The following is a 26,340-nucleotide window of genomic DNA, read 5'->3' on the forward strand; positions in this document are numbered from 1 at the left end:
AATTACTCCTTCAGACCAGTTGAATGATTTTTTGCCGCGCCGTTGAACTGCAATGGACACCCTCCGGGATCAGCTCGCTGAGGACCACGCCGGCCTGTACCGTGACGTCATCGCCGACCACGGTCAGTGGCGTGACCACGGTGCTCAGGCCGTAAAAACCACGACTGCCCAAGGTCACGCTGTTACCGGCGTTAAACATGGGCGAGAGAAAGTTGTTGTCGCCCAGTGTCGAGTGATGCCCCAGACAACAGTGGTAATTGATCATGTTCCATGACCCCAACTGCACGTTGACCCCCAGGTAGCTGCGGGCAGCAATGACGTTGCCGCGACTGTGGTTCAGGTCCAGGTGGTGACGAGCATCGGGATGGACGAAGTTGGGGGCCAGCAGTCGCCCATCGCTGAAGTGCCGGTCGATCAACTGCTGGCGCAGCGCGATCTCGGCTACCCCCAGGACATAACGATGACGGGCGTCCAGCTCCTGCTCGGGCCAGGCTTCGAGCGGCAAGGCACTGGCGCAGGACGGATCCTCGATGGCCAGGAAGCGGATGCATGCCTGCGGCTCGATATCGCGCAGGTAGCTGGCCAGCTCCACAGCGAACTTGCCAGCGCCGAGAATGACGATATCGCTCATTGGCTCACCACCCGGCTCTTCTTGAAGCGGTTGGAGAAGGCGATCTCGTCGACCTTGTTGACCTTCACTGGCAATTTGTAGGCTTCCAGTTGACTGCCCAGGTGCTCGAGCACGTAGCGCTTGAGCTCTTGCTTGCTGGCAATCGCCGTGGCTTTGACATCCATATGCACGGCCTGGCCGGTAATCGCGTTGGGCATGCCGTAGACCAGGCAGTCCTCTATCAGCGGGCTGCCCATAAGGATGTTCTCCAGTTCCATGGGCAACACTTTCAGACCGCCGACGTTGATCAGCTCCTTCTGCCGGCCCTGGATACGCAAGTAGCCCTCGTCGTTCTGCTCCACCAGATCCCCGGTGCGGAACCAACCGTCCGCCGTGACGTTGTCGGTGTCCTGGTTCAGGTAACCGATGAACTGGCTTTGGGTCTTGAGCTGCAGCTCACCATCGACAATCCGGAACTCGGCGTTCTTATCCGTCAGCTTGAAGAAGGTACTGGCGGACGACTGACTGACCGTGGTGCTGATCCCGGTTTCGCTGGTCCCGAAGGTCTGTAGCATCTTGGCCTTGGGGAACATTTGCTGGACACGGGTCAGCAGGCTTTGCTGCATGGTTTCGGTGCCGTAGGTGATCAAGCGTACCGAAGACAGGTCATGCTGTTCCTGATGACGGCCCATGAGGATCAGGTTGAGAAAGGTCGGGCTGACAGGCAGCACCTTGACCCGGTGGCGCTCGATCAGCTCACAGATCGCCTGGGGCGTGCGCTCGCCAGGCAAGACGGCGCAGCCACCCACCAGCAAGGTGTTGAGCAACGAGTTGAGACCACCGATATGGTCGAACAGCAGGAACATCAGAATTGTCGTCGGCTTCTTCTGGCCCTTCTCCAGCTTGGGATCTATCAGGTCGTCGAAGTCATGGAGAATCGCCTTGGGCGCGCCGGTGCTGCCACTGCTGAGCAGCACCAGGCCGGCTCGTCCCTGTTTGCGCAGACGCTGATAGTGCGCCGGCGGTTCATTTGCACAGGTCTCGGCCAGGGGATGAACCCGCAGCAAGTGCTCACGGATTTCAATTCGGTAGCGGCATTGCGCGGCGGTCTGCAGGGTCGAGACGGCGCGCTCGTTCAGGTCCACCAGCGGCGCGACGATATTGCGGTTGATGTACAGCGCCAACAGCGCGGCAATAGCCTGAACGCTGTAGTCGGCATTGAGGATCACCGCCTCGCCGGGCTGCACGCCCTGGGCCTGGAGCGCGGCCCGGGCCTGCTCGACTTCCGCGCACAGCTGGGCATAGGTATGGCTGTGCCCGTCGTGCAACAACGCCACCCGCTCTGCCGGCTCAGCCAGGGCGCTAAGCAACCGCGAGCGGCTCATTGCACACCTCCCAGGCTCAAGGTTTCGCCTGTGATAAAGGCCGATTGCTCGCCAATCAGAAACTCAAGGGGACCAATCACGTCGGTAAACACACACAGTCGGGCTATAGCCTGGCGCTCGATCATTTTCTGTCTGATCTCCTGAGGAAGCGTGCGGGTCATGGAGCTGCGGTACAGCGGCAGCGCCAGGGTGTTGATACGAACATTGAAAGCCATCAGCTCTTTGCTCAGCGTACGGGTCAGTTGCTCGACGGCGGCCTTGCTCGCGGCGTAGATGGACTGACCGGGAATTGCCCAGCGGGTGGCCACGGTCGACAGGTTGACGATGGCCTTGGCCCCTTCGGTTTTCTGCATCAACTTGACCGCTTCACGGGTAACGTTGATCAGGCCAAACACATTGCTGGCAAACAACCCTTGGACGGTTTCTTCCGGCGTCAACAAGAAAGGCGCCATGTTGGCTTCACCGGCATTGTTGATCAGTACATCGAGTCGACCATGGGCCAGCCGTATATGCTTGATCATCTGCCGCACCGCTCGTGCATCATTCAAATCCAGGCAAAAATGGGTATAGCCTTCATGCTCAATACTGCTCTCGCCACGACTACAACCCACGACCTGGTCACCGCGCTGCAAAAAATACAGCGCGACATCCTTGCCTACACCTTTACGTGTCCCGGTCAGCAATATAATCATTTCAATGCAACTTATAACCAATGAGCAGAGGCAGGCTGTAAACAGGCTTTATTTTTTCCGGCTGCAAAGACGGCGATTTGGTTTTTATCAGCGAGGGCACGTCTCGCTTGATCTGGCGCGACAGGGAAATGCGGAAATTACTCAACTCCGCGGCATTCGTCACCAGGCATTGAATACCGAGCATCAGGCATAATTTCAAACGCCAGCTGTCGACGCTGCGGGCAAATAACTCCGGATCACTGATGTATAAAATACGCGCAAAGGGTTCAAACCAGCGCCGGCTCATTTTTTTGACGATCAAATAACAGGCGCGGCCGCTGGTTTCATCGACCACCATCAAATGCCGACATTCCAGTGCCGAATGATCGTGGAAAACCACTTTATCCTTGTCGCTCAACCAGCCTTGTACCGCGCATATATCCGTTTCCAAGCGGTAGCGCCAACGAATTTTCAGCGGATTACCCATGGGATATATCAATAACAAATCCGTTTCCAGATCAGTAAAGCCAAATTTCTTGCTGATCTCATACACATCGGGTGTCGGTGTGTAGTTGAGCAAGGTGACCTTGCGCATGGACAAAGCTGGTAATAACAGCTTGAGGCTTTCCTTGCGATAGTCCTCCTTGACGTACCAGCTGTGCAGTTCGCAGAAACGCTCGTCAGGCCCATTGACCGGCTGCTGGGTGAAGAGCAACCCCAGGAAACCCACGACTTCGTCGCCGTCCTGCATCACATAGCCGAAATAGTCTTCGCCGCCTGACCACGGGTCCTGGAACATGCGTTTGCGCACATTAACCCCGATCCAGCTGGAATTGAGCGTCGACTCACGCAACAACTTGCAGACCGGATACATATCATTGCTCAAGGCTTTTCGCACGGTCACATTCACTGGATGTTCCTCGGAAGTGAAAGGGATCAAGCCAATGCCGGCGCCGACACTTGAGTCTCAGCCATGATGAACTCAATCAGCAACGTAACACTGCTGAACGGACTGATTGTCTGTGAAACGGCTTTTTCCGAAGTCAGGGAAATTTCAAGGCCGAGTTCATCATCCAGGCCCTCTTCGACCGCGGCAAGAAAGCTGACCAGTTGCATGGAATCAAATACGCCGGTTGTGCCATACAGCGCCAATGTATCGACATTGCTCAGGTCAATCTTCTCTTTGCGCGTGGCATTCACTTCGATCAACGCGCTGTGAATAATACTGAATACTTGCTCTCTCATTATCGACCTCCGTCAGGGCAATGGGGAAGTTTCGCTCTTTGTCGGCAGCGAACAGCGTGGCGAGGCAGTCGAAATCTAACAGCTTCCCCGCACTAAAAAAACCTACCCCTTCTGATAGGTTTTTTGAATTCCTCCGCTCAGTTAGGATCAACCGCTAATCCCTTCATTCCAGGTTGGAAGTGCTGCTTTCCGATGGGTGAGTTTTCGCGAGCACCAATAAGGTAGAGCCATGCTATTCGTGCAGATCGTATTCATCTTGTTGGCTGCCAAGGCCGTGGGCGCGTTATTGAAGAAAATTGGCCAGCCGGAAGTTATCGGGGAAATGATGGCCGGCTTCCTTTTGGGGCCGATTGTTCTGGGGTACTTTTTTCCGGGACTCCACCATGCCCTATTTAGGGGCGACGCCGCGATACAGTTAAAAACCCTGAGCGACATTGGCATTCTGTTATTCATGTTTGTTGTGGGCGCCGAGTTTCGCTTTCCGGAAAGCTCAGGGCCGCGCCTGCAGGGCAAAGTGCTGCTAACGGGCGGCTGCAGCATTGTCATTCCCTTCGCCCTCGGGGTGGCGGTCGCGCCGTTACTGTTCGGGGCTTTCGCACCGCCAGGAGTACCGCGCCTGAGCTTTGCGCTGTTCATTGGCACGGTGTTTTCGGTCACCGCTTTTCCGGTGCTGGCGCGCATCCTCAAGGAGCGGCAGATGCTTGAGAGTGAGGCCGGCTCCCTGGCATTGATGTCCGCCGCGCTGAGCGATGTGGGGGCCTGGATTTTGCTGGCCATTGCGGCCATGAGCTTGAAGGTCGACGGCCAATGGCAGGACCTGGCCCTGCGGCTCGGCGGGCTTCTGCTGTTGTGCGTTGCTTCCTTTTGGTGCGTGCGGCCACTGCTCAAAGCCTGGATCGAGCGCATCGGCCATGACGGCGATCCGCGCCTGCTGGTGTTGCTGCTGTGTGGCGCGTTGATTTACGGCAGCCTCACCGACTGGCTACAGGTGCATGCCGTGTTCGGTGCCTTCCTGTTTGGCGCTTGTCTGCCCCGGGATCAGCGGTTGCTGAACATGCTGGTCGAGCGTGTGGAGCACATCGCAGTCATTGTGCTGATGCCGTGCTTTTTTGCCTTGGCGGGCCTCAATACGTCGACAGCGGCTTTTTCCAGTGTGGGCATCAGCATGTTGGCGCTGGTCCTGTTGGTGGCGGTCAGCGGCAAGTTGCTGGGCGGAGCTCTGGGCGCGCGCCTGGCGGGTTACCCGCCGTCAGTGGCAGTTGCGGTTGGTGTGCTGATGAATGCACGGGGCTTGATGGAACTGGTGGTGCTGAAGATCGGCCTGGACCTGGGGGTGATTGGTGAAGAGCTGTTTACCCTGTTTGTGATCATGACCGTGGTCACCACCATGATGACCGGACCGCTGCTCCACCTGCTACACAAACTCGGCGCCAGCCGGCGCCCGCTGAGTGCGCAATAGCCCGTTCTCTCCATCTATCGCCAACAAGGTCTTTTCCGTGATCAAACGCATTCTGCTATGCCTGATGGTTCTGGTCGTGGCCGTCGTTGCAGGCGGCGCCTGGTATGTCCTTAGCAAACAGCCGCAGCGCCAGGGCGTGGCGGCGCTGAGCGGACTGCAGGCACCGGTGCAACTGCGCTTCGATGAGCGGGGCGTCCCCCATATCACGGCCACCAACCAGAGCGATCTATATCGCGCCTTGGGCTATGCCCAGGCGCAGGATCGGCTGTTTCAGATGGAGATGCTCCGGCGCCTGGCCCGTGGCGAACTGGCGCAAGTGCTGGGGAGCAAGTTGGTGCCCACCGACAAACTGTTCCGGACCTTGCGCATCCGCGAGCATGCGGACCTGCAGGTCGCTCTCGCCGACCACAACAGTCCGGCCTGGCAGGCCTTGCAGGCATACCTTGAGGGCATCAACGGGTATCAGCGCGAACATCGCAGCCCCATGGAGTTTGATTTGCTGGGCATCCCCAAGCGTCCGTTCACCCCCGAGGATATCTACAGCGTGGTCGGTTACATGGCGTACAGCTTTGCCGCCGCTTTTCGCACCGAGCCGTTGCTGACCTTCATCCGCGACCAGTTGGGGGAAGACTACCTGAAGGTCTTCGACCGTGACTGGCACCCCAATGGCGCCCTCGCCACGCAGACGTTCAATACTGACGACTGGAAGAACCTCACGGCCCTGGCGCAACTGAGCGAGCACGCCGTGAGCGCCTCTGGCCTGCCCCAATTGGAGGGCAGCAACGCCTGGGTCCTGTCGGGCCGTCATACCGCCAGCGGTAAACCCTTGCTGGCCGGCGATCCGCATATTCGCTTTTCGGTGCCCTCAGTCTGGTACGAGGCGCACCTGTCAGCCCCCGGCTTCGAATTGTATGGTGACTACGAAAGCCTGGTGCCTTTTGCCCTGCTGGGGCACAACAAGGCGTTTGCCTGGACATTGACCATGTTCCAGAACGATGACATCGACCTGATCGCCGAGAAAACCAACCCGGACAACCCCAACCAGGTCTGGTATCGGGGCAATTGGGTCACCCTTGAAGAACACGTGCAGCTCATCGATGTGAAGGATGAGCCCGCGGTTGAACTGCACCTGCGCCGCTCCCCCCATGGGCCGATCATCAATGACGCTCTGGGAGCACGTGCGGGTAGCCGTCCTATCGCACTGTGGTGGAACTACCTGGATACCGAGAACCCGGTGGTCGAAGCCTTCTACGAACTCAATCGGGCCGACACTCTGGACAAGGCACGCCTGGCCGCCTCGAAGATCCAGGCGCCGGGCCTGAACGTCGTGTACGCCAACGCCCACGGAGACATTGCCTGGTGGGCTGCCGCGGCACTGCCGATACGCCCTCTGGACGTCGACCCGGGGTTTGTCCTCGATGGCAGTACGAGCCAAGCTGACAAATCGGGTTACTACCCCTTCAGCGACAACCCTCACGAAGAGAACCCGCCTCGCGGCTACATCGTCTCGGCCAACGCCCAACCAGTCTCGCCCTCTGGCCGGCCGATCCCGGGTTACTACAACCTGCCAGACCGTGGCCAGCGCTTGAACCAATGGCTGGGCCAGGAGGTGAAATGGGACGTCAACAACAGCCAGCGGATACAACTGGACACTCGTACCCTCTATGGCCAGCGGGTCTTGGCGCCGCTGCTTCCGATCCTGCGGGCGCATATCAACGATCCTCAGCAACGCCAATGGTTGGAGGCGCTCGCCCAATGGCAAGGTGATTATCCGCTGGACTCGGTGAGTGCCACGCTATTCAACCAGTTCCTCTACGAGCTGGCGTATTTGACCATGCACGCGAAATTGGGCGATGAGCTGTTCGAGAACCTGCTCAATACCCGGGTGCTGGATGCCGCCTTGCCTCGGTTGGCCGCTGACGAAGCATCCCCCTGGTGGAATGACCTTTCAACGCCGGGCAAGGGGAGTCGCAGCGATGTGGTCATGCAAGCCTGGAATGCCAGCATCACTCATTTGCAAGAGACATTGGGTCCCGATGCCAGCCAATGGCAATGGCGCAAGGCCCATCATCTGACGCAAATGCACCCGCTCGGCACTCAGAAGTGGCTGGGGATGCTGTTCAACGTCGGTCCATTCGAAGTTGCGGGCAATCACGAGGTCCCGGACAACTTCTCTTCACCCTTGGGGCCCGCGCCGTGGGCGGTGAATTATGGGCCTTCCGTTCGCAGGCTGATTGACATGGGCGCCCCCACCCAGGCTTTGGGGATTCTGCCGGTAGGGCAAAGTGGTGTGTTGTTTGACAAGCATTACAAGGACCAGGCGCTGCCCTTTACCCAAGGGAGTTACCAGCCCATGCATCTTTCTGAAGTCGATGTTGCCAATCACACGGCCAGTACGCTTGAGCTGGTGCCGTCGACGTACGGCAACTGAGCCCCTGCCACGTCACCCGGGATACGGGGGCGTGGAGCGCCATTTTGGGGGGGCATGCGAGATGAGCGAACCGGCCATGCCCGCAAAATTTCTAGCTGGCAAGGTAGGTTTTGGAAATCATGGACAACAAAAAACCCGCACCAGGCGGGTTTCTTGTGGGCTTTCAGATGATGTTGACACCACCTGAAACTAATTAGTGGTGCCCAGAGACGGAATCGAACCGCCGACACGGGGATTTTCAATCCCCTGCTCTACCGACTGAGCTATCTGGGCAACGGGGCGCATTAAACTGGTTTTTCGAGGGGTCGTCAAGCGCGATTTCAAAAAATATTTAATTATTACCGTCGCTTACGACCCAAAGCTGTTCCAAGCCTGATTATTCGGCCGGTGGAACGTAGCCTTCGGCCTTGGCGTATTCCTCGCCGGAAAAGAACTTGTCCATCTCGCCCTGGATATATTTGCGGTCTTCACCGTTCATCATGTTCAGGCGTTTTTCGTTGATCAGCAGGGTCTGGTGCTTCAACCAGTCGCCCCAGGCTTTCTGCGAAATATGTTCGAAAATATCCAGGCCCTTGGCACCCGGGTACGGAGGGCGCTCAAGGCCGGGCAGTTCTTCGTGGTACTTGCGGCACATTACGGTGCGGGTCATGACGACTCTCCTGCGTTCAAAACGTCGGCTGCCCGTTTGAGCAGCTTTTTCACCGGGGCGGCAAGGCCCAGGCGCGGCGGGGTGGCGAGGTTATACCAGAGCCAGTCGGCCTCGGCCACGTGATGGGCATTCGCCTCGACCTGCACCAGCCACGGTTCGATGGCCAGCTGGAAGTGGCTGAAGGTGTGGGTCAGGTTCGGCAGCGCCTGTTGCACGCCCAGTTCCAGCGAGTGCTGCGCCGCCAGGTGTTGCAGGTCGTCGAGGTCGTCCAGCTCCGGCAGGCTCCATAATCCGCCCCAGAGGCCGCTGGAGGGGCGTCGGTAAAGCAGAATGGCGCCCTCACGGTTGGCAAGCAGCGGCATCAGGGTGCGCTTCTGCGGCACGCTCTTGCGCGGCTTGGGAATCGGGTAGCGGGTTTCCAGGCCGAGCAGGTGCGCTTCGCAGCCGACTTTCAGCGGGCAGAGCAGGCAACTGGGCTTGCTGCGGGTGCACAGGGTCGCGCCCAGGTCCATCATCGCCTGGGTGTAGTGGTTCACCCGGGTGTCGGGGGTGAAGCGCTCGGCATTGGCCCAGAGCTGCTTGGCCACCTTGGGTTCGCCCGGGTAACCCTCCTGGGCCGTATAGCGCGCCAGCACCCGTTTGACGTTGCCGTCGAGGATCGCCGCGCGCAGGCCCATGCTGATACTGGCGATGGCGCCGGCGGTGGACAGGCCGATGCCCGGCAGTTCGGTGAGTTTTTCGACGTCGCGGGGAAACTCGCCGCCATGCTCGGCAACGACGATCTTCGCGGTCTTCTGCAGGTTGCGCGCCCGGGTGTAGTAGCCCAGGCCCGTCCACAGATGCAGCACTTCATCCTCCGGCGCGGCGGCCAGGACCTCGACGGTCGGCAGCGAGTCCATGAAACGGTCGAAGTAGTTCAGCACGGTGCTGACCTGGGTCTGCTGCAACATGATCTCCGACACCCACACCCGATACGGTGTGATGCCCTGTTGCCAGGGCAGGTCGTGGCGGCCATGACGGTCGTACCAGTCCAGCACGGCGCTGGAAAACTGCTCGGCTCTCATCGCTTGAACAGCCCCTTGAGTGCATCCTTGAGTTCGGGGCTGACCTTGTCGCCGAGCTTCTCGTCGATCTTGTCGCTCAGTTTGTTGCCGGCCATGCGCGCGGCGACCTGGCCGAGGCCGTCCTTGTCGATGCGGCAGGCCTTGGCGCCCAGTTCCAGGGGGCCACGGCAGCGCAGCGGCCATTCGATCCCGGCGAAACGTTCGTTGACCTGGCAGGCCGGGTCCGGCATGTCGCTCTTGTCGCCTTCGACGATGATGCCGATGCGGTAGTCCATGCCCAGCACGCGCAGGTCGATATCGCCGTTGCCGTTGACGCTCAGGCCCGGGATGCGGACTTTCAGGTCCGGGTTGCTGGCCACGCCATTGTGCAGGGTCAGGCTGCCCTTGAGGTCCTGGAACGGGGTGTCCTTGCCCCGCGGCTCGCTGCTCAGGGTCTTGCGGTTGAGGGTGGCGATGCCGGTGCACAGTTGCTGTTCGAGGTTGGCGTTGAGCAGCAGGCCGTCGTTGAGGACAAAGCTGGCCGTGCCATTGAGGCTCTCGACCAGGGCTTTCTGGCTGTTGCCGGAACTGCTGACGTCGCTACCGAGGGTCAGGGCGCCCTTGACCGGTGGCTTCTGTCCCTGGGCCTGCAGGATGCGTTCGATCGGCACCCGGTTCAGTTTGGTTTGCAGGCTCAGGCGCGGCACGTCGGGACGTACGTCGAGGTTGCCCTTGGCGCTGAAGCTGCCGCTGTAGAGCTCGCCGCGCAGATCGCTCAGGGTCAGCACGCCACCCAGGCCGGTGGCCTTGAGGGCGGCGTTGTTGATCGGCAGCTTCTTCAGGGTCAGTTGGTCGAAACTCAGGTCGGCGTCGACGTCGAGGCTGCGCAGGCGTTCGATGGGCAGCAGCTTGTCACTGCTCCAGGCACCCTTGGTCGGGGATTCCGGCAATGGCGAGCTACTGGCGATGGCGTTGGCTTCGCTGTTCATCACATCGGCCTGGCGGACTTTCGAGGCGCTGTCGGCGTCGGCCGATTTCGCCGGCAGGTAGCGGTCGGCGTCGAACTTGTCGGCCTTGAGCTGCACGCGCAGGGATTGCTTGGCGAAATCCTCGATGGCGACGCGGCCAGTGAAGTTGCTGTCATCGAGCTTCAGGTTGAGGCCGTCCAGCACCAGGCTGGTGGGCGTGCCGGTGAGGTGGGTGATCAGCTCGATCTTGCTCAGGCTGCCGTCGGCCACGTTCGGCAGGGGTTGGCCGATACTGTCGAGAAACTTCATCAGGTCCAGCTGGGCAATCGACAGCGTGCCGTTGAGTTGCGGGGTCTTGTTCAGGTCGTTGGCCTTCAGCTCGCCGAGGGCGCGCAACTGGTTGGCGGACAATTTCAGGCTGGTCCATTCGGCGACGTTCGCCGCCATGTCCACCAGCAACTGGCCCTGGGCCGAGAAGGTCAGCGGCTTGCCTTGCAGCGGGTCGCCCGAGAGTTCGCCACCCAGGCGCATGTCTTCGAACTGGTAGCGCTTGAGCACGCGGTCGAAGCGCAGGTTGCCGCTGAGTTCGGTGCGCGCGCGCAGGACCGGCTGGTTGGTGCCGAAGAAGGCGGTGAACTTGAGCGGGATTTCCTTGCCGTCATGTACCGCGCCGGTGCTCAGTTGGATGCTTTCCGAGGTGATCTGGCGGCCGGTCTTTTCATCGTTGAATTCGATCCGGGCGTTGTTCACGGTCAGGCTGTCGATGTCCAGGCGGATCGGCTGCGAGGGTTTTTCTTCCGCGGCGGACTCGGCCGGTTCGGCGGCCTTGTCGGCCTGTGCGGTGATGCTGGCGCCGGGGACGGGGCGGCCAATGTCCTGCCAGTTGCCGTGGCCGTCCTTGTCGCGGTTGAGCCGCAGGTTCAGGCCTTCGACCCGGACATCGCTCATCTGCACTTCACGGCGCAGCAGCGGCAGCACGCGCACCGACAGGCCGAGCATCTGCAGGTCGGCAAACGGCTGGGTCGGGGTGACCAGGGTCGCCACGCTGGCATCGTGCAGCTCCAGGCCCAGCCAGGGGAAAAGGCTCCAGCCGATGTCGCCATTGAGGGTCAGCTCAATGTGGGCCTTGTCGCGGGCAATCTGGCGAATCTCGTTTTTATAGTCGTTGGGATTGAACAGGTGGGTCAGGGCAAAGCCTGCCGCCACGATGATCAACAACAATCCGAGAAGCCCCAGACCCAGGATTTTGCCGAACGCTTTCATGGGCGAGTCCTTGTAGTCAGTGGAATTTGAAATTTAGCCCGCGAGTATAGCGCCGCGGTGCTGGCGGCAGGACACGGATGCTCCTCAGCACGGCTCCAGGGCAATCTGCAGCTTGGCCGCCAGGGCCAGGGCTTCGGGATGTCCGCTTGGTGCCTGGAGTCGCAGTTCCGCGCCGGCCAAGCGGGCCATCCGCGAGGCTTCCGTCACCAGTCGTTCGGCAACCCCACGGCGCCTGGTGACTTTTCTGACGCAAAGTTGGGATAAAAGCCAGAGATCCGCGCGCCGCTCCAGGCGCGCCGCGCCCAGCAGGCGGTCATTGAAGCGCCCGGCGATCAGGCTGCCGTCGGCCAGGGCGGTTTCGATCAGTTGCTGGCCGTCGGTTTGGGGGGCGAAGAGCCAGGACGGTGCGTCCTGGTAGATCTTGCGCAGGTCCTGCTGGTCCTGGTAGGTGGCTTCGGTGAGGGGCTCGACAACGATGGGCATAAATTCCTCGAATGTCCGGGGCTGGCGTTTATGTAGGAGCAAGCTTGCTCGCGATGGCGTTCTTTCGGGCGCCATCTGCATTCGGGGCTGATGGCCGCCTGCGGTGGATCACGAGCAAGCTTGCTCCTACAGCAAAGCAGGGCAGTTGCGTTACATAGAGAGCGTATCAGCCTGGTTGTTCTGCCAAGGGTAAATGTTAACCTTTCCCGGTTCGTCCGTCCCTCTGCGACTGATTGTCGCGTAACAAGCGTCACCCGATAACACGGCCAAGCCTGCGTGCACCAAGGCCGGGAGTGATGCGTGGCCGGCGAACCATTACTTCAATTGGGGGAGACACTTCAAATGAGCATCAGCATTACGGCGGACACTCAAGTCGCCGAACCGGCGTTCCTGTCAAAGGAACGCATCATCGCCAAGCCCGGTTTCAACCGCTGGCTGGTTCCACCGGCCGCCCTGGCCATCCACCTGTGCATCGGCATGGCCTACGGTTTCTCGGTGTTCTGGTTGCCGTTGTCCAAGGCCTTGGGCATCACCGCGCCGGTCGCTTGCGCGCCGGACATGAGCTTTATCGCACAAGTGTTCTCGTCGCAGTGTGATTGGCCGATTTCCATGCTCGGCTGGATCTACACCCTGTTCTTCATCTTCCTCGGCTGTTCGGCGGCGATCTGGGGTGGCTGGCTGGAACGTGCCGGGCCGCGCAAGGCCGGTGTGGTGTCCGCCCTGTGCTGGTGTGGTGGCCTGCTGATTTCGGCGCTGGGGGTCTATACCCACCAGATCTGGCTGATGTGGATCGGTTCCGGGGTGATCGGCGGTATCGGCCTGGGCCTGGGCTATATCTCGCCGGTCTCGACCCTGATCAAGTGGTTCCCGGACAAGCGCGGCATGGCCACCGGCATGGCGATCATGGGCTTCGGCGGCGGCGCGATGGTCGGTGCACCGCTGGCGGCGGCCTTGATGGGCCATTTCGCTTCACCCGCCAGTGTCGGCGTGTGGCAGAGCTTTGCGGTGATGGCGGCGATCTATTTCGTCTTCATGATCGGCGGCGCGCTGTCGTACCGTGTGCCGCCGACCGGCTGGAAGCCCGAGGGCTGGACCGCGCCGGTGAAGAAGAGCAGCAACGCGATGATCACCCACCGTCACGTACATGTGAACGTGGCGTGGAAGACCCCGCAGTTCCGTCTGGTGTGGCTGGTACTGTGCCTGAACGTGTCCGCCGGTATCGGCATCCTCGGCATGGCTTCGCCCCTGCTGCAGGAAGTCTTTGCCGGTAAATTGCTCGGCAACGGCCTGACGTTCAGTCAGCTGGACGCCACGCAACTGGGCCAGATCGCCGCGATCGCGGCCGGGTTCACCGGTTTGCTCAGCCTGTTCAACATCGGTGGCCGGTTCTTCTGGGCCTCGTTCTCGGACTATATCGGCCGCAAGGCGACCTACTTCGTGTTCTTCGCCCTGGGCGTCGCGCTCTATGCGTCGGTACCGAGCCTTGGTCACCTGGGTAGCATCGCGCTGTTCGTCGCGGCGTTCTGCGTGATCCTGTCGATGTACGGCGGCGGTTTCGCCACAGTGCCGGCCTACCTGGCGGATCTGTTCGGCACCCAGATGGTCGGTGCGATCCACGGTCGCCTGTTGACCGCCTGGGCCGCGGCCGGGGTACTGGGGCCGGTTCTGGTGAACTATCTGCGCGAATACCAGTTGAGCCTCGGCGTCGAGCGCGCCGCAGCCTACGACATCACCTTGTACATCCTCGCCGGCCTGCTGGTGCTGGGTTTCATCTGCAACCTGCTGGTGCGTCCGGTGGCCGACAAGTACTTCATGACCGATGCCGAGCTGGCCGCCGAACAGGCGCTGGGTCATGACAAGGGCGCCGACAGCACTACCGTGCTGGAGTGGAAAGCCGCGCCGGGCAGCAAGCCGATGGCAGTCGCCGCCTGGCTGGTAGTGGGTATTCCGTTGGCGTGGGGCGTGTGGGTCACCCTGCAGAAGACGGCGGTGCTGTTCCACTAAAACCCTGTCTTCACCCTGTAGGAGCAGTCGGTCGACGCTCCTACAGGGATTGTGTGCTTGTCCTGACAGGTATATCCCCGACACGCCTGGGCTCAGCCCGTCCGGGAGTTCACCTTGCGTGTTTCTGTTTGCCGTCCGCGCCCCTATAATGGCTGCCTTTTTCGCCCAATGATTTTGCGGAGCTGGTGATGGCCGAACGTAAGGCGTCCGTCGAGCGCGACACTCTGGAAACCCAGATCAAAGCCTCGATCAACCTGGATGGCACCGGAAAGGCCCGATTTGATATCGGTGTCCCTTTTCTTGAACACATGCTCGACCAGATCGCCCGTCACGGGTTGATCGACCTGGATATCGAGTGCAAGGGTGACCTGCATATCGACGACCACCACACCGTGGAAGACGTCGGTATCACCCTGGGGCAGGCCTTCGCCAAAGCCATCGGCGACAAGAAAGGCATCCGTCGCTACGGCCACGCCTATGTCCCGCTGGACGAAGCGCTGTCGCGGGTGGTCATCGACTTCTCCGGCCGTCCTGGCCTGCAGATGCACGTGCCCTACACCCGGGCCACCGTTGGCGGCTTCGATGTCGACCTGTTCCAGGAATTCTTCCAGGGTTTCGTCAACCACGCGTTGGTCAGCCTGCACATCGACAACCTGCGTGGCAGCAACACCCACCACCAGATCGAAACCGTGTTCAAGGCCTTCGGTCGTGCCCTGCGCATGGCCGTCGAGCTCGATGAGCGCATGGCCGGGCAAATGCCCTCGACCAAGGGCGTCCTGTAATGCAGACGGTCGCGGTTATCGATTACGGCATGGGTAACCTGCACTCGGTGGCCAAGGCCCTCGAGCACGTGGGCGCCGGCAAGGTGCTGATCACCAGCGATGCCGCTGTGATTCGCGAAGCCGACCGGGTGGTTTTCCCCGGCGTCGGCGCGATTCGCGACTGCATGGCCGAGATCCGCCGCCTGGGTTTCGATTCGCTGGTACGCGAAGTCAGCCAGGATCGCCCGTTCCTGGGCATCTGTGTTGGCATGCAGGCCTTGCTCGAGCATAGCGAAGAGAACGCCGGTGTCGACTGCATCGGCCTGTTTCCCGGCCAGGTGAAGCTGTTCGCCAAGGACCGGCACGAGGACGGCGAGCACCTGAAAGTGCCGCACATGGGCTGGAACGAGGTAACGCAGGTGGTGGATCACCCGCTGTGGCACAACATCCCGGACCTGGCGCGCTTCTACTTCGTGCACAGCTACTACATCGCTGCCGGCAACCCGCGGCAGGTGGTGGGCAGCGGGCACTACGGCGTCGACTTCGCCGCGGCGCTGGCCGAGGGTTCGCGTTTCGCCGTGCAGTTCCACCCGGAGAAAAGCCATACCCACGGCCTGCAATTGCTGCAGAACTTCGCCGCCTGGGACGGGCGCTGGTAAATGGCCAAGATCAAGCCGCCGATCCTGACCCTCACTCCGGAACAGGAGAACGAGGCCAATCACAAGATCAAGCGCTTCATGGAAGAGCGCTTCGAGCTGGACCTGGGTTCGTTCGAAGCGGCTGAAATCCTCGAACTGTTTACCCGTGAAATTGCTCCGCACTATTACAACAGGGCGATTTTCGATGTGCAGACGCACCTTAAAGAAAGGTTCGAGAGCATCGAAAGCGACCTGTGGGCGCTCGAGAAAAACTGATTTCCGAGTGAAGCTGAAAAAACGACTCTAAGGTTTGCCAGATGCTGATTATCCCCGCTATCGATCTCAAAGACGGTGCCTGCGTACGTCTGCGCCAGGGCCGCATGGAAGATTCCACGGTGTTCTCCGATGACCCGGTGAGCATGGCTGCCAAGTGGGTGGAGGGCGGCTGCCGCCGCCTGCATCTGGTCGACCTGAACGGCGCCTTCGAAGGCCAGCCGGTCAACGGCGAGGTGGTCACCGCCATCGCCAAGCGTTACCCGCACCTGCCGATCCAGATCGGTGGCGGGATCCGCTCCCTGGAAACCATCGAGCACTACGTCAAGGCCGGTGTGAGCTACGTGATCATCGGTACCAAGGCGGTGAAAGACCCGGCGTTCGTCGCGCAAGCCTGCCGCGCGTTCCCGGGCAAGGTCATCGTCGGCCTGGATGCCAAGGACGGTTTCGTCGCCACCGACGGCTGGGCCGAGGTCAGCACGGTGCAGGTGATCGACCTGGCCAAGCGCTTCGAAGCCGACGGCGTGTCCGCCATCGTCTACACCGATATCGCCAAGGACGGCATGATGCAGGGCTGCAACGTGCCCTTCACCGCCGCCCTGGCCGCGGCCACGCGGATTCCGGTGATCGCTTCCGGGGGTATCCACAACCTGGGCGATATCAAGGCCCTGCTGGACGCCAAGGCCCCGGGCATCATCGGCGCGATTACCGGCCGGGCGATCTACGAAGGCACCCTCGATGTCGCCGAGGCGCAAGCCTTCTGCGATTCGTACCAAGGCTGAGGACTGACCATGGCGCTGGCCAAACGCATCATCCCTTGCCTGGACGTCGACAACGGTCGCGTGGTCAAGGGCGTCAAGTTCGAGAACATCCGCGATGCCGGGGATCCGGTGGAAATCGCCCGGCGCTACGACGAACAGGGCGCCGACGAGATCACCTTTCTCGACATCACCGCCAGCGTCGACGGCCGTGACACCACGCTGCATACCGTCGAACGCATGGCCAGCCAGGTGTTTATCCCGCTGACGGTCGGCGGTGGCGTGCGCACCGTGCAGGACATCCGCAACCTGCTCAATGCCGGGGCCGACAAGGTCTCGATCAATACGGCGGCGGTGTTCAACCCCGAGTTCGTCGGTGAAGCGGCGCAGCATTTCGGCTCGCAGTGCATCGTCGTCGCCATCGATGCGAAGAAAGTCTCGCTGCCGGGCGAAACCCCGCGCTGGGAGATCTTCACCCACGGCGGGCGCAAGCCCACCGGGCTCGATGCGGTGAAGTGGGCGAAGAAGATGGAAGGCCTTGGTGCCGGCGAAATCCTGCTCACCAGCATGGACCAGGACGGCATGAAAAGCGGTTTCGACCTCGGCGTGACCCGGGCCATCAGCGATGCCCTGGGCATTCCAGTGATCGCCTCGGGCGGCGTCGGCAACCTCCAGCATCTGGCCGACGGGATTCTCGAAGGTCACGCCAGCGCGGTGCTGGCGGCGAGTATCTTCCACTTCGGCGAGTACACGGTGCCGGAAGCCAAGGCCTATATGGCCGCGCGCGGTATCGTGGTGCGCTGAAGGCAACAGGCCACTGGACAGTATGGCGGCCTCAAGTCACTCTTGAGGCCGCCACGGATTCCGGTTGCCTACTATGTCTAAACGCTTTTTCCTTGCGCTGTTTTGCCTGATCGGACTGTTGTCGGGCGCGGCGGGTGCGGCGGACGCAGCCGATGACGGCATTGTCCTGCTGACGGAGAACTTCCCGCCCTACAACATGGCGAAAAACGGCAAGAACTTCGCCAAGGACGAGAACATCGAAGGCATCGCCGCCGATATCGTGCGGGAAACCTTCAAGCGCGCCGGTATTTCCTACAGCCTGACCCTGCGTTTCCCCTGGGAGCGTATCTACAAACTCGCCCTGGAAAAGCCCGGCTACGGGGTGTTTGTCATGGCCCGGCTGCCGGAGCGCGAGAAGCTGTTCAAGTGGGTCGGCCCGATTGGCCCGGACGACTGGGTGCTGCTGGCCAAGGCGGATAGCCCGATCGCCTTGTCGAGCCTGGAGCAGGCGCAGCGCTACAAGGTCGGCGCCTACAAGGGCGACGCCATCGCCGAATACCTGGCGCAGCACCGATTCAGCCCGGTACTGGCCCTGCGTGACCAGGATAATGCGAAGAAGCTGGTCGACGGCCAGATCGATCTGTGGGCCTCGGGCGATCCCGCCGGACGCTACCTGGCGCGACAGGAGGGTATTTCCGGGCTCAAGACGATCTTGCGTTTCAACAGCGCCTCGCTTTACCTGGCCCTGAACATAGAGGTGCCCGACGCGGTCGTCGCCAAGTTGCAGTCGGCGCTCGATCAGCTCCGCCGTGAAGGCGTGGTGGATCAGGCCTTCGGTCGGTACCTGTAAGGGTTCTAACCGCTCAGCGATAAATGCCCTGCTTGCCGTGAGCTTCGCTCGCCTGGTTGCCGCGCAGGGCGATCATCGACTTGATGTCGATCCAGTCGATGCCCTGCTCCTTGAGCTTGGGCAGCTCGCGTTCAAGAACCGCCAGGGTCTGCGGGTAGGGATGGCCGATCACCACCGCCGAGCCGTGCTTGCGCGCCAGCCTGATGGCTTCCTGCAGTTGGGCGGTGATGGCCGCGTCGGTGCGCTCATTGTCGAGGAAGACATCCCGTGACACGCTGGCCAGGCCGATCTTCTGCGCTTCGGCCGCGGCGACGGTCTTGGCGCTGGTGCGGCTGTCGACGAAGAACTTGTTGCGCCGCTGCAACTCACCCATCAGCCAGGCCATGGCCAGCGGTTCGGCGGTCATGCGGCTGCCTTCATGGTTGTTGATCCCGCTGGTAAAGGGCACGGCCTTGAAGGCCGCGGCCAGGCGCGTTTTCAGTTCATCGAGGGGCAGTTCGGGATGCCAGGCGAAGGGGCCGGTGGCCGGGTCCATGGGCATGTGCAGCATGATGATCTTGCCGGCGGCGTGAGCCTCGCGAGCGAATTCGGCGGCGTGCGGGGTGTCGGGCATGATCGACGGGGTGACCGGCCCGGGCAGGGCCAGCACCCGACGATCCCGGGGCAGGTTCTGCCCCAGGTCATCGATAATCAGGGTCAGGTAGGCCTTGACCGGGACCGGCGACTCGCTCGGCGTCGCCTGGGCAACGCCGATCAAACAGCCGGTCAGGAGCAGCAGCCAGCGGCGCACCTCAGTTGCCGCGTGTCACGCTCAGGCCCTTGAGCAGGCTCAGCGCCTGGCCCAACTGGTAGTCGTCGTCCTGCAGGCGTGGCTTGCTCTTGGTGGCCTTGACGCTCGGCTTGTCGGCGCCGCCGTTGCCGTTGCCCAGGTGACCTTGCAGATCGGCTTCCTTGAAGGTCTCGTCATCCTGGGCGCCGGTGACCTTGGCCTGGCGCACTTCGACGTCGGGGATGATGCCCTGGGCCTGGATCGAGCGCCCGTTGGGCGTGAAGTACAGCGCGGTGGTGATTTTCAGCGCGCGGTCATTGCTCAGCGGCAGCACGGTCTGTACCGAGCCCTTGCCGAAGCTGGTGGTGCCCATCAGCACGGCGCGTTTCTGGTCTTGCAGGGCGCCGGCGACGATTTCCGAGGCCGAGGCGCTGCCGCCGTTGATCAGGACTACCATCGGCACCGCTTCGCTTTCGTCGTGGCCGGTGGCCGAGAAGCGCAGTTCGGAGTTGGCGATCCGGCCCTTGGTGTAGACGATCAGGCCCTTGGTGATGAAGTGGTCGACCACTTCCACGGCGGCCTGCAACACGCCGCCGGGGTTGTTGCGCAGGTCGAGGACGATGCCGTTGAGCTTCTTGCCGTTTTCCTTGCGCAGCGCCGCCAGGGCCTTGGAGACCTCTTCGCCGGTCTTGACCTGGAACTGGGTGATGCGGATATAGCCGTAGCCGTTTTCCAGCAACTGGCTGCGCACGCTCTTGGTGCGGATGATCGCCCGGGTCAGGGTCACGTCGAACGGCGCGCCGCCGTTGCGGACCAGGGTCAGGGTGATCTTCTGGCCGACCTTGCCGCGCATCTTGTCGACCGCTTCGGTCATGGTCTGGCCACGGGTCGGCTGGCCGTTGATCTTGACGATCAGGTCGCCGGCCTGCACGCCGGCCTTGGATGCCGGGGTGTCGTCGATCGGCGAGACCACCTTGACGAAGTTGTCTTCCATGCCGACTTCGATGCCCAGGCCGCCGAATTCGCCGCTGGTGTCTTCCTGCAACTGGGCGAAATCGTCCGGCCCGAGGTAGGCGGAGTGCGGGTCAAGGTTGCTGAGCATACCCTTGATGGCATTCTCCAGCAGGGTCTTGTCGTCCACTGGCTCGACATAGGCGGCCTTGATCCGGTCCATGACCTCGGCAAAGGTGCGCAGCTCGTCGAGCGGCAGCGGGGCCTTGGCGGTGACGGCTGGAGCAGCGGCAGCGGCAGCCGGCGCGGGCTGGGCAGGTTGCGCAGCGAACGCGTGGGGCGCACCGATCACCAGCGCGATCGTCAGGGCCAGCGAGGTGAGGCGGGACAAATGCAACATGTCGAACGAACTCCTGATTAAGATGCCGGCCTATCCTTGGGCGCGGCACCATTGGGCCGGATCACTCGGGTGACCCTGCTGACGTATAGCGAAATACAATGCGGGTGCGTCCTGACCGCCACTGTTGCCTACAGTAGAGATCGACTCACCGGCTTTTACCACATCGCCCGCGGACTTGAGCAGCGTCTGGTTGTGTCCGTAGAGGCTCAGGTAACCGTTGCCGTGGTCCAGGATGACCAGCAAGCCGGCGCCCCGCAACCAATCGGCGAAGACCACGCGGCCACCGTGCACGGCGTGCACCTGGCTGCCGGCGGCGGCGCTGATCATCACCCCGTCCCATTTGGTCCGGGCGTCATCGCCGCGGGTTTCACCAAAGCGCGCAAGCAATCGACCATCAACTGGCCATGGAAGTTTGCCGCGCGCTGCGGCAAAAGGGCCGCCGAAGGATTCTCCCGCGCTCGATACCAGGGCTCCAGGCGTGGTTTTACGCGGTGGGCGTGGGCTGTCGTCGTTGGCGAGCGCAGCAGCCTCACGCTGGCGCTTTTTTTCGGCTTCCTGCTGGGCGAGCAGCGCTTTCTGGCGCGCTTCTTCCGCCTCACGGGCCTGGCGCGCCAGGGTTTCCTCGATGGTCTTGAGGACTTTCGACAGGTCGGCCTGGTCCTGTTCGCGGGCGGCGAGCTTCTGGTCGCGGGCCTTCACGTCGTCATTGAGCTTGGCCAGGGCCGCCTGGCGTTCCTGGCGGACCTTGTCCAGTTCGTCGCGCTGGCTGTCCAGGCTGCTTTTCTGCACCAGCAACTGGGCCTGCTGCAGATTGATGTCTTTCTCGACATTGGCCAGTTGGCGCAGGGTTTCGTTGAAATTCTTCAACTGCTCCATGCGCGCCTGGCTCAGATAGTCGTAGTAAGTCAGGGTGCGGGCGAATTTTTCCGGGTTCTGCTGGTTGAGCAGCAGCTTGAGGTACTCCTGGCGGCCCCCCTGGTAGGCGGCGCGGGCCTGGATGGCGATCAGTCGCTGCTGTTCAGTGCGCGCGCTCTGGAGTTTTTTTTTCTCTCCATCGAGCCGCTGCAGTTCGCTTTCGCTCTTTTTCAGCTCTTTCTGCAGGGCCTCGACCTGCTTCTCCAGCTTGCCCATCTCGGTTTCGGTGCCGCGCAGTTCTTTCTGCACACCGGATTTTTCTTCCTGCAACTTGCCCAGGAGCTTTTTCAGCTCAGCGATATCCTGACGCGTGGCGTCCAACTGCTGCTGGGTTTGTGCGCGCTCGTCGGCAAACGCCGGTTGGAGCAGGCAGATCAGGGCTAGGGCGATAAGGGCGCGAAGCATGGGGCGGGCGACACCTGGGAACGGGACGCCCTAGTATGCCCGCCGCGCGCTGCAAAAAAAACGCCCAAAAGCGGTTGCTTTCAGGCGTTTCCGATAAAGAGGTAGGCCGCGGGTAAGCGGCCGGCCTGATTTATGGCGTTTACAGGTCAGTCAGGATCGACGTACCGGTCATCTCTTGCGGCTGTTTCAGGCCCAGAAGCTTGAGCATGGTCGGTGCGACGTCCGCCAGCACACCCCCTTCACGGACCTTCAGCGGTCGTTTGCCGACATAGATGAACGGTACCGGCTCGGTGGTGTGGGCGGTGTGGGCCTGACCGGTGGATTCGTCTTCCATTTGTTCGACGTTGCCGTGGTCGGCGGTGATCAGAGCTTCGCCGCCGACCTTGTCCAGGGCCTCGACGATACGTCCTACACACAAATCCAGGCATTCCACGGCTTTAACGGCCGCATCGAACACGCCGCTGTGGCCGACCATGTCGCCGTTGGCGTAGTTGACCACGATCACGTCGTAGCGCTGCTGTTCGATGGCTTCGACGATGCGGTCGGTGACTTCGGGGGCGCTCATTTCCGGTTGCAGGTCGTAGGTGGCGACTTTCGGCGACGGGATCAGGATGCGTTCTTCGCCCGGGAAGGGTTCCTCGCGTCCGCCGGAGAAGAAGAAGGTCACGTGGGCGTACTTCTCGGTTTCGGCGATCCGCAGCTGGGTCTTGCCGTTTTTTGCCAGGTAGTCGCCCAGCACGTTTTCCAGGCTGCCAGGGGCGAAGGCCGACGGCGCGGGGATGCTGGCGGCGTATTGGGTGAGCATGACGAAGCCGGCCAGTCGCGGCTGGCGGGCGCGTTCGAAGTCCTTGAAGTCGTCTTCGACGAACACCCGGGTCAGTTCGCGGGCACGGTCGGCGCGGAAGTTCATGAACACCACGGCATCGCCGTCTTCGACCGTGACTTTCTCGCCGATCGAGGTGGCCTTGACGAACTCGTCGCTCTCGCCGCGCTCATAGGCAGCCTGCAGGCCTTCCTGGGCGGTAGGAGCCTGGAATTCGGCCTGGCCGTCGACGATCAGGTTGTAGGCCTGGGCCACGCGGTCCCAGCGGTTGTCGCGGTCCATGGCGAAATAACGCCCGATCAGGCTGGCGATGCGCCCCTTGCCCAGGGTGCGAAAGGTTTCGTCGAGCAGCTCGATGGACGACTGGGCGCTTTTCGGCGGGGTATCGCGACCGTCGAGGAAGGCGTGCAGGTAGATCTTCTCGGCACCGCGCTTGAAGGCCAGCTCGGCCATGGCCACCAGGTGGTCCTGGTGGCTGTGCACGCCACCTTCGGAGAGCAGGCCGAGGATATGCACTGCCTTGCCCGCGGCCACGGCCTTGTCCACCGCCGCGCCGATCGTCGGGTTGTCGAAGAACTCACCGTCGCGGATCGCCTTGGTCACGCGGGTGAAATCCTGGTATACCACGCGGCCGGCACCGAGGTTCATGTGGCCGACTTCGGAGTTGCCCATCTGCCCGTCCGGCAGGCCGACATCCATGCCCGAGCCCGAGATCAGGCCGTTCGGCTGGGTGGCTTTGAGGCGGTCGAGCACCGGCTTCTTTGCCGAATAGACGGCGTTGTAGTCATGGCTCTCACTGTGACCGAAGCCATCCAGGATGATCAGGACCAAAGGTTTAGGCGTGGTAGTCATGGATGGCTCTCGCGGCTGGATTGAAAGGACATGGAAAAAAGAGTCGCAGTTTAAAGCCAAGTTCACAGGCCGTCACCGCCGGGCGGGGTTTGGCCGACCTTGACGGCTGTGTATACTGGCCCACATTTTAACGCCCTGGAACCTCCTGATGGTCGATCACCTGATTGCATTTGCCACTAGCCACTACCTGTTAGCCGGCGCCTTCGTGCTCCTGCTGGCCTTGCTGATTGCCCATGAAATGAGCCGCGGCGGCGCCAGCCTGAGCACCGGCCAGTTGACCGCGCTGGTCAACCAGGACCAGGGTGTGGTCATCGACCTGCGTCCGAGCAAGGAGTTTGCCGCCGGCCATATCGTCGGTGCGCTGAACATTCCCCAGGACAAACTGATGGCGCGCATCGGCGAACTGGAAAAGCACAAGGCCAAGACCCTGATTCTGGTCGACGCCCAGGGCCAGCACTCCGGGACCCACGCCCGCGAGCTGCTCAAGTCCGGTTTCATTGCCGCCAAGCTGTCCGGTGGTATTTCCAGCTGGAAAGCCGACAATCTGCCGCTGGTGAAGTGATATGAGCCGGGTCGTCGTTTATTCCAGTGATTACTGCCCTTACTGCATGCGCGCCAAGTCGTTGCTCAGCAGCAAGAAGGTTGCTTTCGACGAGATCAAGGTCGACGGCAAGCCGCAGGTGCGTGCTGAAATGGCCCAGAAAGCGGGGCGTACTTCCGTGCCGCAGATCTGGATCGGCGACCGCCATGTCGGTGGCTGCGATGACCTGTTCGCCCTCGAGCGCGCCGGCAAGCTGGATGCGTTGCTAGAAGCTTGATTCCCCCAACCCTTTAAAGACCTGAAGATCAAGAAGGATCTGCTGCGATGACTGACCAACAGAACACTGCTGCTACTGAAGAAGAAAGCCAACCGCAATTCTCCTTGCAGCGTATCTACGTGCGCGACCTGTCCTTCGAAGCCCCGAAAAGCCCGGCGATCTTCCGCCAGCAGTGGGAACCGAGCGTCGGCCTGGATCTCAACACCCGTCAGAAAGCCCTGGAAGGCGACTTCCACGAGGTGGTGCTGACCCTGTCGGTGACCGTGAAGAACGGTGAAGAAGTGGCGTTCATCGCTGAAGTGCAGCAGGCCGGGATCTTCCTGATCAAGAACCTCGATGCGGCTTCCATGAGCCACACCCTGGGTGCATTCTGCCCGAACATCCTGTTCCCGTACGCCCGTGAAACCCTGGACAGCCTGGTCACCCGTGGTTCGTTCCCGGCGTTGATGCTGGCCCCGGTGAACTTCGATGCCCTGTACGCGCAAGAACTGCAGCGCCTGCAGGAAGAGGGTGGGCAAACCGTTCAATAAACGGCTTGTACACCCTTTGTAGGAGCCAGCTTGCGGCGATAGCGGCCGATCAGGCGATGCAAGCCTCATGGGCCTCATCGCCGGCAAGGCGGCTCCCACAGAAAAAAAGCGCCTTGTTCGGCGCTTTTTTTGTTTGGGTGACGCCTGTTTTTCAGGCAAAGCCCAGCTGGCGCCAGCCTTCGTAGACCGCCACCGCCACGGTGTTGGACAGGTTCAGGCTGCGGCAGCCTTCGCGCATCGGCAGGCGCAGGCGTTGTTCGCCGGGCAGGGCGTCGAGCACCTCGGCCGGCAGGCCACGGCTTTCCGGGCCGAAGAGAAATGCGTCACCTTCGGCAAAGCGTGCGTCGTGGAACAGCCGCGAACCCTTGGTGGTGAAGGCGAACAGGCGCGGATGGCCGAGACTTTCCAGGCAACTGGCGAGGTCGGCGTGGGTCTTGAGCGTGGCGTACTCGTGATAGTCGAGGCCGGCGCGGCGCAGGCGCTTGTCGTCCATTTCAAAACCGATGGGCTCGATCAAATGCAGGTGGCAGCCGCTGTTGGCGCACAGCCTGATAATGTTGCCGGTGTTCGGCGGAATTTCTGGTTGAAAGAGGATGACGTGAAACATGCACGGCTCCGAAGATGAAGATGAGCTGCATTCTACCCCCGAAGAGGACCCGCGACCGAAGCTATTGCCGCGGGTGCTGGGGTCGCTGGCGATTGTCGGGATGATGGTCGGTCTGATGATCGGGCGCCTGACGGCGCCCGAGCCCCTGGAGTTGCAGCGGGTCGAAGTGGTGCCCGAAGGGGTGGTGCTGTGGTTCAGCGCCGAGCCCAAGGTGCATGGCGAGCAGGTTGACGGCACGGTGGCGCTGCTCTTCGATGCCGAGGGCAAGGCGCAGAACGGCCACTTGCAGGTGGCCGGCAAGGACGCCAATTGGCGTGTGCGCTTGAGTGACAAGGGATTGTTGCTGACGCTGCTGGCGGCGCGTCCGTTGCACGGCGAGTGGGCCGGGACGAAGGTGGACGGTCGCTGGAGATTGGTGATCAATCTCCGGGAGGAATAAAAGAGGGAATCTCCGGCCTGCCTGTACCGAAGCTCCCAGAACCGTGATCGGGCTCGTCGCTATGAACGGATGAGCCCGGGTGTAAAGAAGGGAAGTCCCGGCCTGCCTGTACCAGGGTTCCCAAAAGCGTTTTGGCACTCGTCGCTGTGAGCGGTGTGAGTCCCGGTGTAAAGAAGGGGAGTCTTGACCTGCCTGTATCAAGGTCCCCGAAAGCGTCTGGACTCGTCGCTGTGGGCGGTATGAGTCCTGGTGTAAAGAAGGGAAGTCCCGGCCTGCCTGTACCAGGGTCCCCGAAAGCGTTTTGGCACTCGTCGCTGTGAGCGGTGTGAGTCCCGGTGTAAAGAAGGGGAGTCTTGACCTGCCTGTATCAAGGTCCCCGAAAGCGTCTGGACTCATCGCTGTGGGCGGTATGAGTCCGGGTGTTAAAGAGGGAAGTCCTGACCTGCCTGTATCAGGGTTCCCAAAAACGTCTTGGGACTCGTCGCTGTCAGCGGTGTGAGTCCCGGTGTAAAGAGGGGGAGTCTTGACCTGCCTGTATCAAGGTCCCCGAAAGTATC

Annotated in this window: 27 protein-coding genes and 1 tRNA gene; 13 read left to right on the plus strand and 15 right to left on the minus strand. The window is 61.5% G+C overall.

All coding sequences use genetic code 11. The features are described from left to right. Positions 1–10: 10 nt before the first annotated feature. Genes M5B96_RS17960 through M5B96_RS17980 form a run of 5 tightly spaced genes read right to left on the minus strand, consistent with a single transcriptional unit; the run spans position 11 to position 3,911 of the window. The gene (locus M5B96_RS17960) at positions 11–631 is read right to left on the minus strand and encodes a hypothetical protein (protein ID WP_248798065.1); all 621 of its coding nucleotides are present in this window, start codon (positions 629–631) and stop codon (positions 11–13) included. Further along, positions 628–1,995 carry a class I adenylate-forming enzyme family protein gene (locus M5B96_RS17965; protein WP_248798066.1) on the minus strand — a complete coding sequence of 456 codons (1,368 nt, stop codon included), beginning with the start codon at positions 1,993–1,995 and terminating at the stop codon, positions 628–630. The genes M5B96_RS17960 and M5B96_RS17965 overlap by 4 nt, the downstream gene beginning before the upstream one ends. Beyond that, entirely contained in the window at positions 1,992–2,687 is a 696-nt protein-coding gene (locus tag M5B96_RS17970; protein ID WP_248798067.1) for an SDR family NAD(P)-dependent oxidoreductase, read from the minus strand. The genes M5B96_RS17965 and M5B96_RS17970 overlap by 4 nt, the downstream gene beginning before the upstream one ends. A gap of 1 nt (position 2,688) precedes the next feature. Further along, positions 2,689–3,576 carry a GNAT family N-acetyltransferase gene (locus M5B96_RS17975; RefSeq protein WP_248798068.1) on the minus strand — a complete coding sequence of 296 codons (888 nt, stop codon included), beginning with the start codon at positions 3,574–3,576 and terminating at the stop codon, positions 2,689–2,691. A 26-nt stretch (positions 3,577–3,602) separates the two neighbouring features. Continuing rightward, on the minus strand, positions 3,603–3,911 hold the full coding sequence (locus M5B96_RS17980; RefSeq protein ID WP_248798069.1) for a hypothetical protein: 309 nt from the start codon (positions 3,909–3,911) through the stop codon (positions 3,603–3,605). A gap of 229 nt (positions 3,912–4,140) precedes the next feature. Between M5B96_RS17980 and M5B96_RS17985 the strand changes: the two genes are divergently transcribed. Both M5B96_RS17985 and M5B96_RS17990 read left to right on the plus strand, forming a co-directional pair. Next, positions 4,141–5,370, plus strand: coding sequence for a cation:proton antiporter (locus tag M5B96_RS17985; protein ID WP_248798070.1), 1,230 nt, complete (start codon positions 4,141–4,143; stop codon positions 5,368–5,370). Positions 5,371–5,410: 40 nt separating this feature from the next. Continuing rightward, positions 5,411–7,801 (plus strand): penicillin acylase family protein, encoded by a 2,391-nt coding sequence (locus M5B96_RS17990; RefSeq protein ID WP_248798115.1) that lies wholly within the window; start codon positions 5,411–5,413, stop codon positions 7,799–7,801. Between the two features lie 197 nt (positions 7,802–7,998). Here the strand turns inward: M5B96_RS17990 and M5B96_RS17995 are convergent. From M5B96_RS17995 to M5B96_RS18015, 5 genes are all read right to left on the minus strand, one after another. Beyond that, positions 7,999–8,074, minus strand: a tRNA-Phe gene (locus M5B96_RS17995). Positions 8,075–8,177: 103 nt separating this feature from the next. Next, positions 8,178–8,450, minus strand: a complete 273-nt coding sequence (locus tag M5B96_RS18000; RefSeq protein ID WP_248798071.1) for an oxidative damage protection protein — start codon at positions 8,448–8,450, stop codon at positions 8,178–8,180. Beyond that, positions 8,447–9,514, minus strand: coding sequence for an A/G-specific adenine glycosylase (mutY, locus tag M5B96_RS18005; protein ID WP_248798072.1), 1,068 nt, complete (start codon positions 9,512–9,514; stop codon positions 8,447–8,449). Before mutY ends, M5B96_RS18000 begins: the two co-directional genes overlap by 4 nt. Continuing rightward, positions 9,511–11,724, minus strand: coding sequence for an AsmA family protein (locus M5B96_RS18010; protein ID WP_248798073.1), 2,214 nt, complete (start codon positions 11,722–11,724; stop codon positions 9,511–9,513). The genes mutY and M5B96_RS18010 overlap by 4 nt, the downstream gene beginning before the upstream one ends. 84 nt (positions 11,725–11,808) lie before the next feature. After that, positions 11,809–12,207: an acetyl-CoA sensor PanZ family protein gene (locus M5B96_RS18015; RefSeq protein ID WP_248798074.1), complete on the minus strand. Its 399-nt coding sequence runs from the start codon at positions 12,205–12,207 to the stop codon at positions 11,809–11,811. Between the two features lie 342 nt (positions 12,208–12,549). On the opposite strand from M5B96_RS18015, the gene M5B96_RS18020 reads away from it, so the two are divergent. From M5B96_RS18020 to M5B96_RS18050, 7 genes are all read left to right on the plus strand, one after another. Next, positions 12,550–14,211 (plus strand): OFA family MFS transporter, encoded by a 1,662-nt coding sequence (locus M5B96_RS18020; protein ID WP_248798075.1) that lies wholly within the window; start codon positions 12,550–12,552, stop codon positions 14,209–14,211. A gap of 188 nt (positions 14,212–14,399) precedes the next feature. After that, positions 14,400–14,993, plus strand: a complete 594-nt coding sequence (gene hisB, locus M5B96_RS18025; protein ID WP_017132500.1) for an imidazoleglycerol-phosphate dehydratase HisB — start codon at positions 14,400–14,402, stop codon at positions 14,991–14,993. Next, positions 14,993–15,631 (plus strand): imidazole glycerol phosphate synthase subunit HisH, encoded by a 639-nt coding sequence (hisH, locus tag M5B96_RS18030; protein WP_248798076.1) that lies wholly within the window; start codon positions 14,993–14,995, stop codon positions 15,629–15,631. Before hisB ends, hisH begins: the two co-directional genes overlap by 1 nt. Next, entirely contained in the window at positions 15,632–15,886 is a 255-nt protein-coding gene (locus tag M5B96_RS18035) for a DUF2164 domain-containing protein (protein ID WP_248798077.1), read from the plus strand. Between the two features lie 41 nt (positions 15,887–15,927). Continuing rightward, positions 15,928–16,665, plus strand: coding sequence for a 1-(5-phosphoribosyl)-5-[(5-phosphoribosylamino)methylideneamino]imidazole-4-carboxamide isomerase (hisA, locus tag M5B96_RS18040; RefSeq protein WP_248798078.1), 738 nt, complete (start codon positions 15,928–15,930; stop codon positions 16,663–16,665). 9 nt (positions 16,666–16,674) lie between these two features. Then, a complete protein-coding gene (gene hisF, locus M5B96_RS18045) occupies positions 16,675–17,445 on the plus strand; it encodes an imidazole glycerol phosphate synthase subunit HisF (RefSeq protein WP_248798079.1) in 771 nt (256 codons plus the stop codon). 73 nt (positions 17,446–17,518) lie between these two features. Continuing rightward, entirely contained in the window at positions 17,519–18,274 is a 756-nt protein-coding gene (locus M5B96_RS18050) for a substrate-binding periplasmic protein (protein ID WP_248798080.1), read from the plus strand. A 13-nt stretch (positions 18,275–18,287) separates the two neighbouring features. Here M5B96_RS18050 and M5B96_RS18055 read toward each other — a convergent pair whose 3' ends face one another. The 4 genes from M5B96_RS18055 to gpmI all read right to left on the minus strand — a co-directional run bounded on the left by M5B96_RS18055 (position 18,288) and on the right by gpmI (position 23,389). Next, positions 18,288–19,064, minus strand: coding sequence for a divergent polysaccharide deacetylase family protein (locus M5B96_RS18055; protein WP_248798081.1), 777 nt, complete (start codon positions 19,062–19,064; stop codon positions 18,288–18,290). 1 nt (position 19,065) lies between these two features. After that, the gene (locus tag M5B96_RS18060; protein ID WP_248798082.1) at positions 19,066–20,394 is read right to left on the minus strand and encodes a S41 family peptidase; all 1,329 of its coding nucleotides are present in this window, start codon (positions 20,392–20,394) and stop codon (positions 19,066–19,068) included. A 30-nt stretch (positions 20,395–20,424) separates the two neighbouring features. Next, entirely contained in the window at positions 20,425–21,714 is a 1,290-nt protein-coding gene (locus tag M5B96_RS18065; RefSeq protein ID WP_248798083.1) for a murein hydrolase activator EnvC family protein, read from the minus strand. A gap of 139 nt (positions 21,715–21,853) precedes the next feature. Further along, positions 21,854–23,389: a 2,3-bisphosphoglycerate-independent phosphoglycerate mutase gene (gene gpmI / locus M5B96_RS18070; RefSeq protein WP_248798084.1), complete on the minus strand. Its 1,536-nt coding sequence runs from the start codon at positions 23,387–23,389 to the stop codon at positions 21,854–21,856. 148 nt (positions 23,390–23,537) lie between these two features. On the opposite strand from gpmI, the gene M5B96_RS18075 reads away from it, so the two are divergent. The 3 genes from M5B96_RS18075 to secB are packed head-to-tail and all read left to right on the plus strand — an operon-like array spanning position 23,538 to position 24,737. Then, positions 23,538–23,951 (plus strand): rhodanese-like domain-containing protein, encoded by a 414-nt coding sequence (locus tag M5B96_RS18075; RefSeq protein ID WP_248798085.1) that lies wholly within the window; start codon positions 23,538–23,540, stop codon positions 23,949–23,951. Between the two features lies 1 nt (position 23,952). Next, the gene (grxC, locus tag M5B96_RS18080) at positions 23,953–24,207 is read left to right on the plus strand and encodes a glutaredoxin 3 (protein WP_248798086.1); all 255 of its coding nucleotides are present in this window, start codon (positions 23,953–23,955) and stop codon (positions 24,205–24,207) included. A 47-nt stretch (positions 24,208–24,254) separates the two neighbouring features. Then, entirely contained in the window at positions 24,255–24,737 is a 483-nt protein-coding gene (secB, locus tag M5B96_RS18085) for a protein-export chaperone SecB (protein WP_248798087.1), read from the plus strand. A gap of 151 nt (positions 24,738–24,888) precedes the next feature. On the opposite strand, the gene M5B96_RS18090 is transcribed toward secB, so the two are convergent. Continuing rightward, positions 24,889–25,344 (minus strand): tRNA (cytidine(34)-2'-O)-methyltransferase, encoded by a 456-nt coding sequence (locus M5B96_RS18090; RefSeq protein ID WP_248798088.1) that lies wholly within the window; start codon positions 25,342–25,344, stop codon positions 24,889–24,891. Between M5B96_RS18090 and M5B96_RS18095 the strand changes: the two genes are divergently transcribed. Continuing rightward, positions 25,343–25,783: a hypothetical protein gene (locus M5B96_RS18095; protein WP_248798089.1), complete on the plus strand. Its 441-nt coding sequence runs from the start codon at positions 25,343–25,345 to the stop codon at positions 25,781–25,783. The genes M5B96_RS18090 and M5B96_RS18095 overlap by 2 nt on opposite strands. Positions 25,784–26,340: the final 557 nt, after the last annotated feature.

This window comes from Pseudomonas sp. MWU13-2105, from assembly GCF_023242315.1.
Classification (GTDB): domain Bacteria; phylum Pseudomonadota; class Gammaproteobacteria; order Pseudomonadales; family Pseudomonadaceae; genus Aquipseudomonas.

Excerpts from the sequence above, each read along its gene's own strand:
- M5B96_RS17960 (WP_248798065.1), bottom strand. The coding sequence starts at position 631 with ATGAGCGATATCGTCATTCTCGGCGCTGGCAAGTTCGCTGTGGAGCTG.
- M5B96_RS17965 (WP_248798066.1), bottom strand. The coding sequence starts at position 1,995 with ATGAGCCGCTCGCGGTTGCTTAGCGCCCTGGCTGAGCCGGCAGAGCGG.
- M5B96_RS17970 (WP_248798067.1), bottom strand. The coding sequence starts at position 2,687 with ATGATTATATTGCTGACCGGGACACGTAAAGGTGTAGGCAAGGATGTC.
- M5B96_RS17980 (WP_248798069.1), bottom strand. The coding sequence starts at position 3,911 with ATGAGAGAGCAAGTATTCAGTATTATTCACAGCGCGTTGATCGAAGTG.
- M5B96_RS17985 (WP_248798070.1), top strand. The coding sequence starts at position 4,141 with ATGCTATTCGTGCAGATCGTATTCATCTTGTTGGCTGCCAAGGCCGTG.
- M5B96_RS18000 (WP_248798071.1), bottom strand. The coding sequence starts at position 8,450 with ATGACCCGCACCGTAATGTGCCGCAAGTACCACGAAGAACTGCCCGGC.
- mutY (WP_248798072.1), bottom strand. The coding sequence starts at position 9,514 with ATGAGAGCCGAGCAGTTTTCCAGCGCCGTGCTGGACTGGTACGACCGT.
- M5B96_RS18010 (WP_248798073.1), bottom strand. The coding sequence starts at position 11,724 with ATGAAAGCGTTCGGCAAAATCCTGGGTCTGGGGCTTCTCGGATTGTTG.
- M5B96_RS18015 (WP_248798074.1), bottom strand. The coding sequence starts at position 12,207 with ATGCCCATCGTTGTCGAGCCCCTCACCGAAGCCACCTACCAGGACCAG.
- M5B96_RS18020 (WP_248798075.1), top strand. The coding sequence starts at position 12,550 with ATGAGCATCAGCATTACGGCGGACACTCAAGTCGCCGAACCGGCGTTC.
- hisB (WP_017132500.1), top strand. The coding sequence starts at position 14,400 with ATGGCCGAACGTAAGGCGTCCGTCGAGCGCGACACTCTGGAAACCCAG.
- hisH (WP_248798076.1), top strand. The coding sequence starts at position 14,993 with ATGCAGACGGTCGCGGTTATCGATTACGGCATGGGTAACCTGCACTCG.
- M5B96_RS18035 (WP_248798077.1), top strand. The coding sequence starts at position 15,632 with ATGGCCAAGATCAAGCCGCCGATCCTGACCCTCACTCCGGAACAGGAG.
- hisA (WP_248798078.1), top strand. The coding sequence starts at position 15,928 with ATGCTGATTATCCCCGCTATCGATCTCAAAGACGGTGCCTGCGTACGT.
- hisF (WP_248798079.1), top strand. The coding sequence starts at position 16,675 with ATGGCGCTGGCCAAACGCATCATCCCTTGCCTGGACGTCGACAACGGT.
- M5B96_RS18050 (WP_248798080.1), top strand. The coding sequence starts at position 17,519 with ATGTCTAAACGCTTTTTCCTTGCGCTGTTTTGCCTGATCGGACTGTTG.
- M5B96_RS18060 (WP_248798082.1), bottom strand. The coding sequence starts at position 20,394 with ATGTTGCATTTGTCCCGCCTCACCTCGCTGGCCCTGACGATCGCGCTG.
- M5B96_RS18065 (WP_248798083.1), bottom strand. The coding sequence starts at position 21,714 with ATGCTTCGCGCCCTTATCGCCCTAGCCCTGATCTGCCTGCTCCAACCG.
- gpmI (WP_248798084.1), bottom strand. The coding sequence starts at position 23,389 with ATGACTACCACGCCTAAACCTTTGGTCCTGATCATCCTGGATGGCTTC.
- M5B96_RS18075 (WP_248798085.1), top strand. The coding sequence starts at position 23,538 with ATGGTCGATCACCTGATTGCATTTGCCACTAGCCACTACCTGTTAGCC.
- grxC (WP_248798086.1), top strand. The coding sequence starts at position 23,953 with ATGAGCCGGGTCGTCGTTTATTCCAGTGATTACTGCCCTTACTGCATG.
- secB (WP_248798087.1), top strand. The coding sequence starts at position 24,255 with ATGACTGACCAACAGAACACTGCTGCTACTGAAGAAGAAAGCCAACCG.
- M5B96_RS18095 (WP_248798089.1), top strand. The coding sequence starts at position 25,343 with ATGCACGGCTCCGAAGATGAAGATGAGCTGCATTCTACCCCCGAAGAG.
- M5B96_RS18090 (WP_248798088.1), bottom strand. The coding sequence starts at position 25,344 with ATGTTTCACGTCATCCTCTTTCAACCAGAAATTCCGCCGAACACCGGC.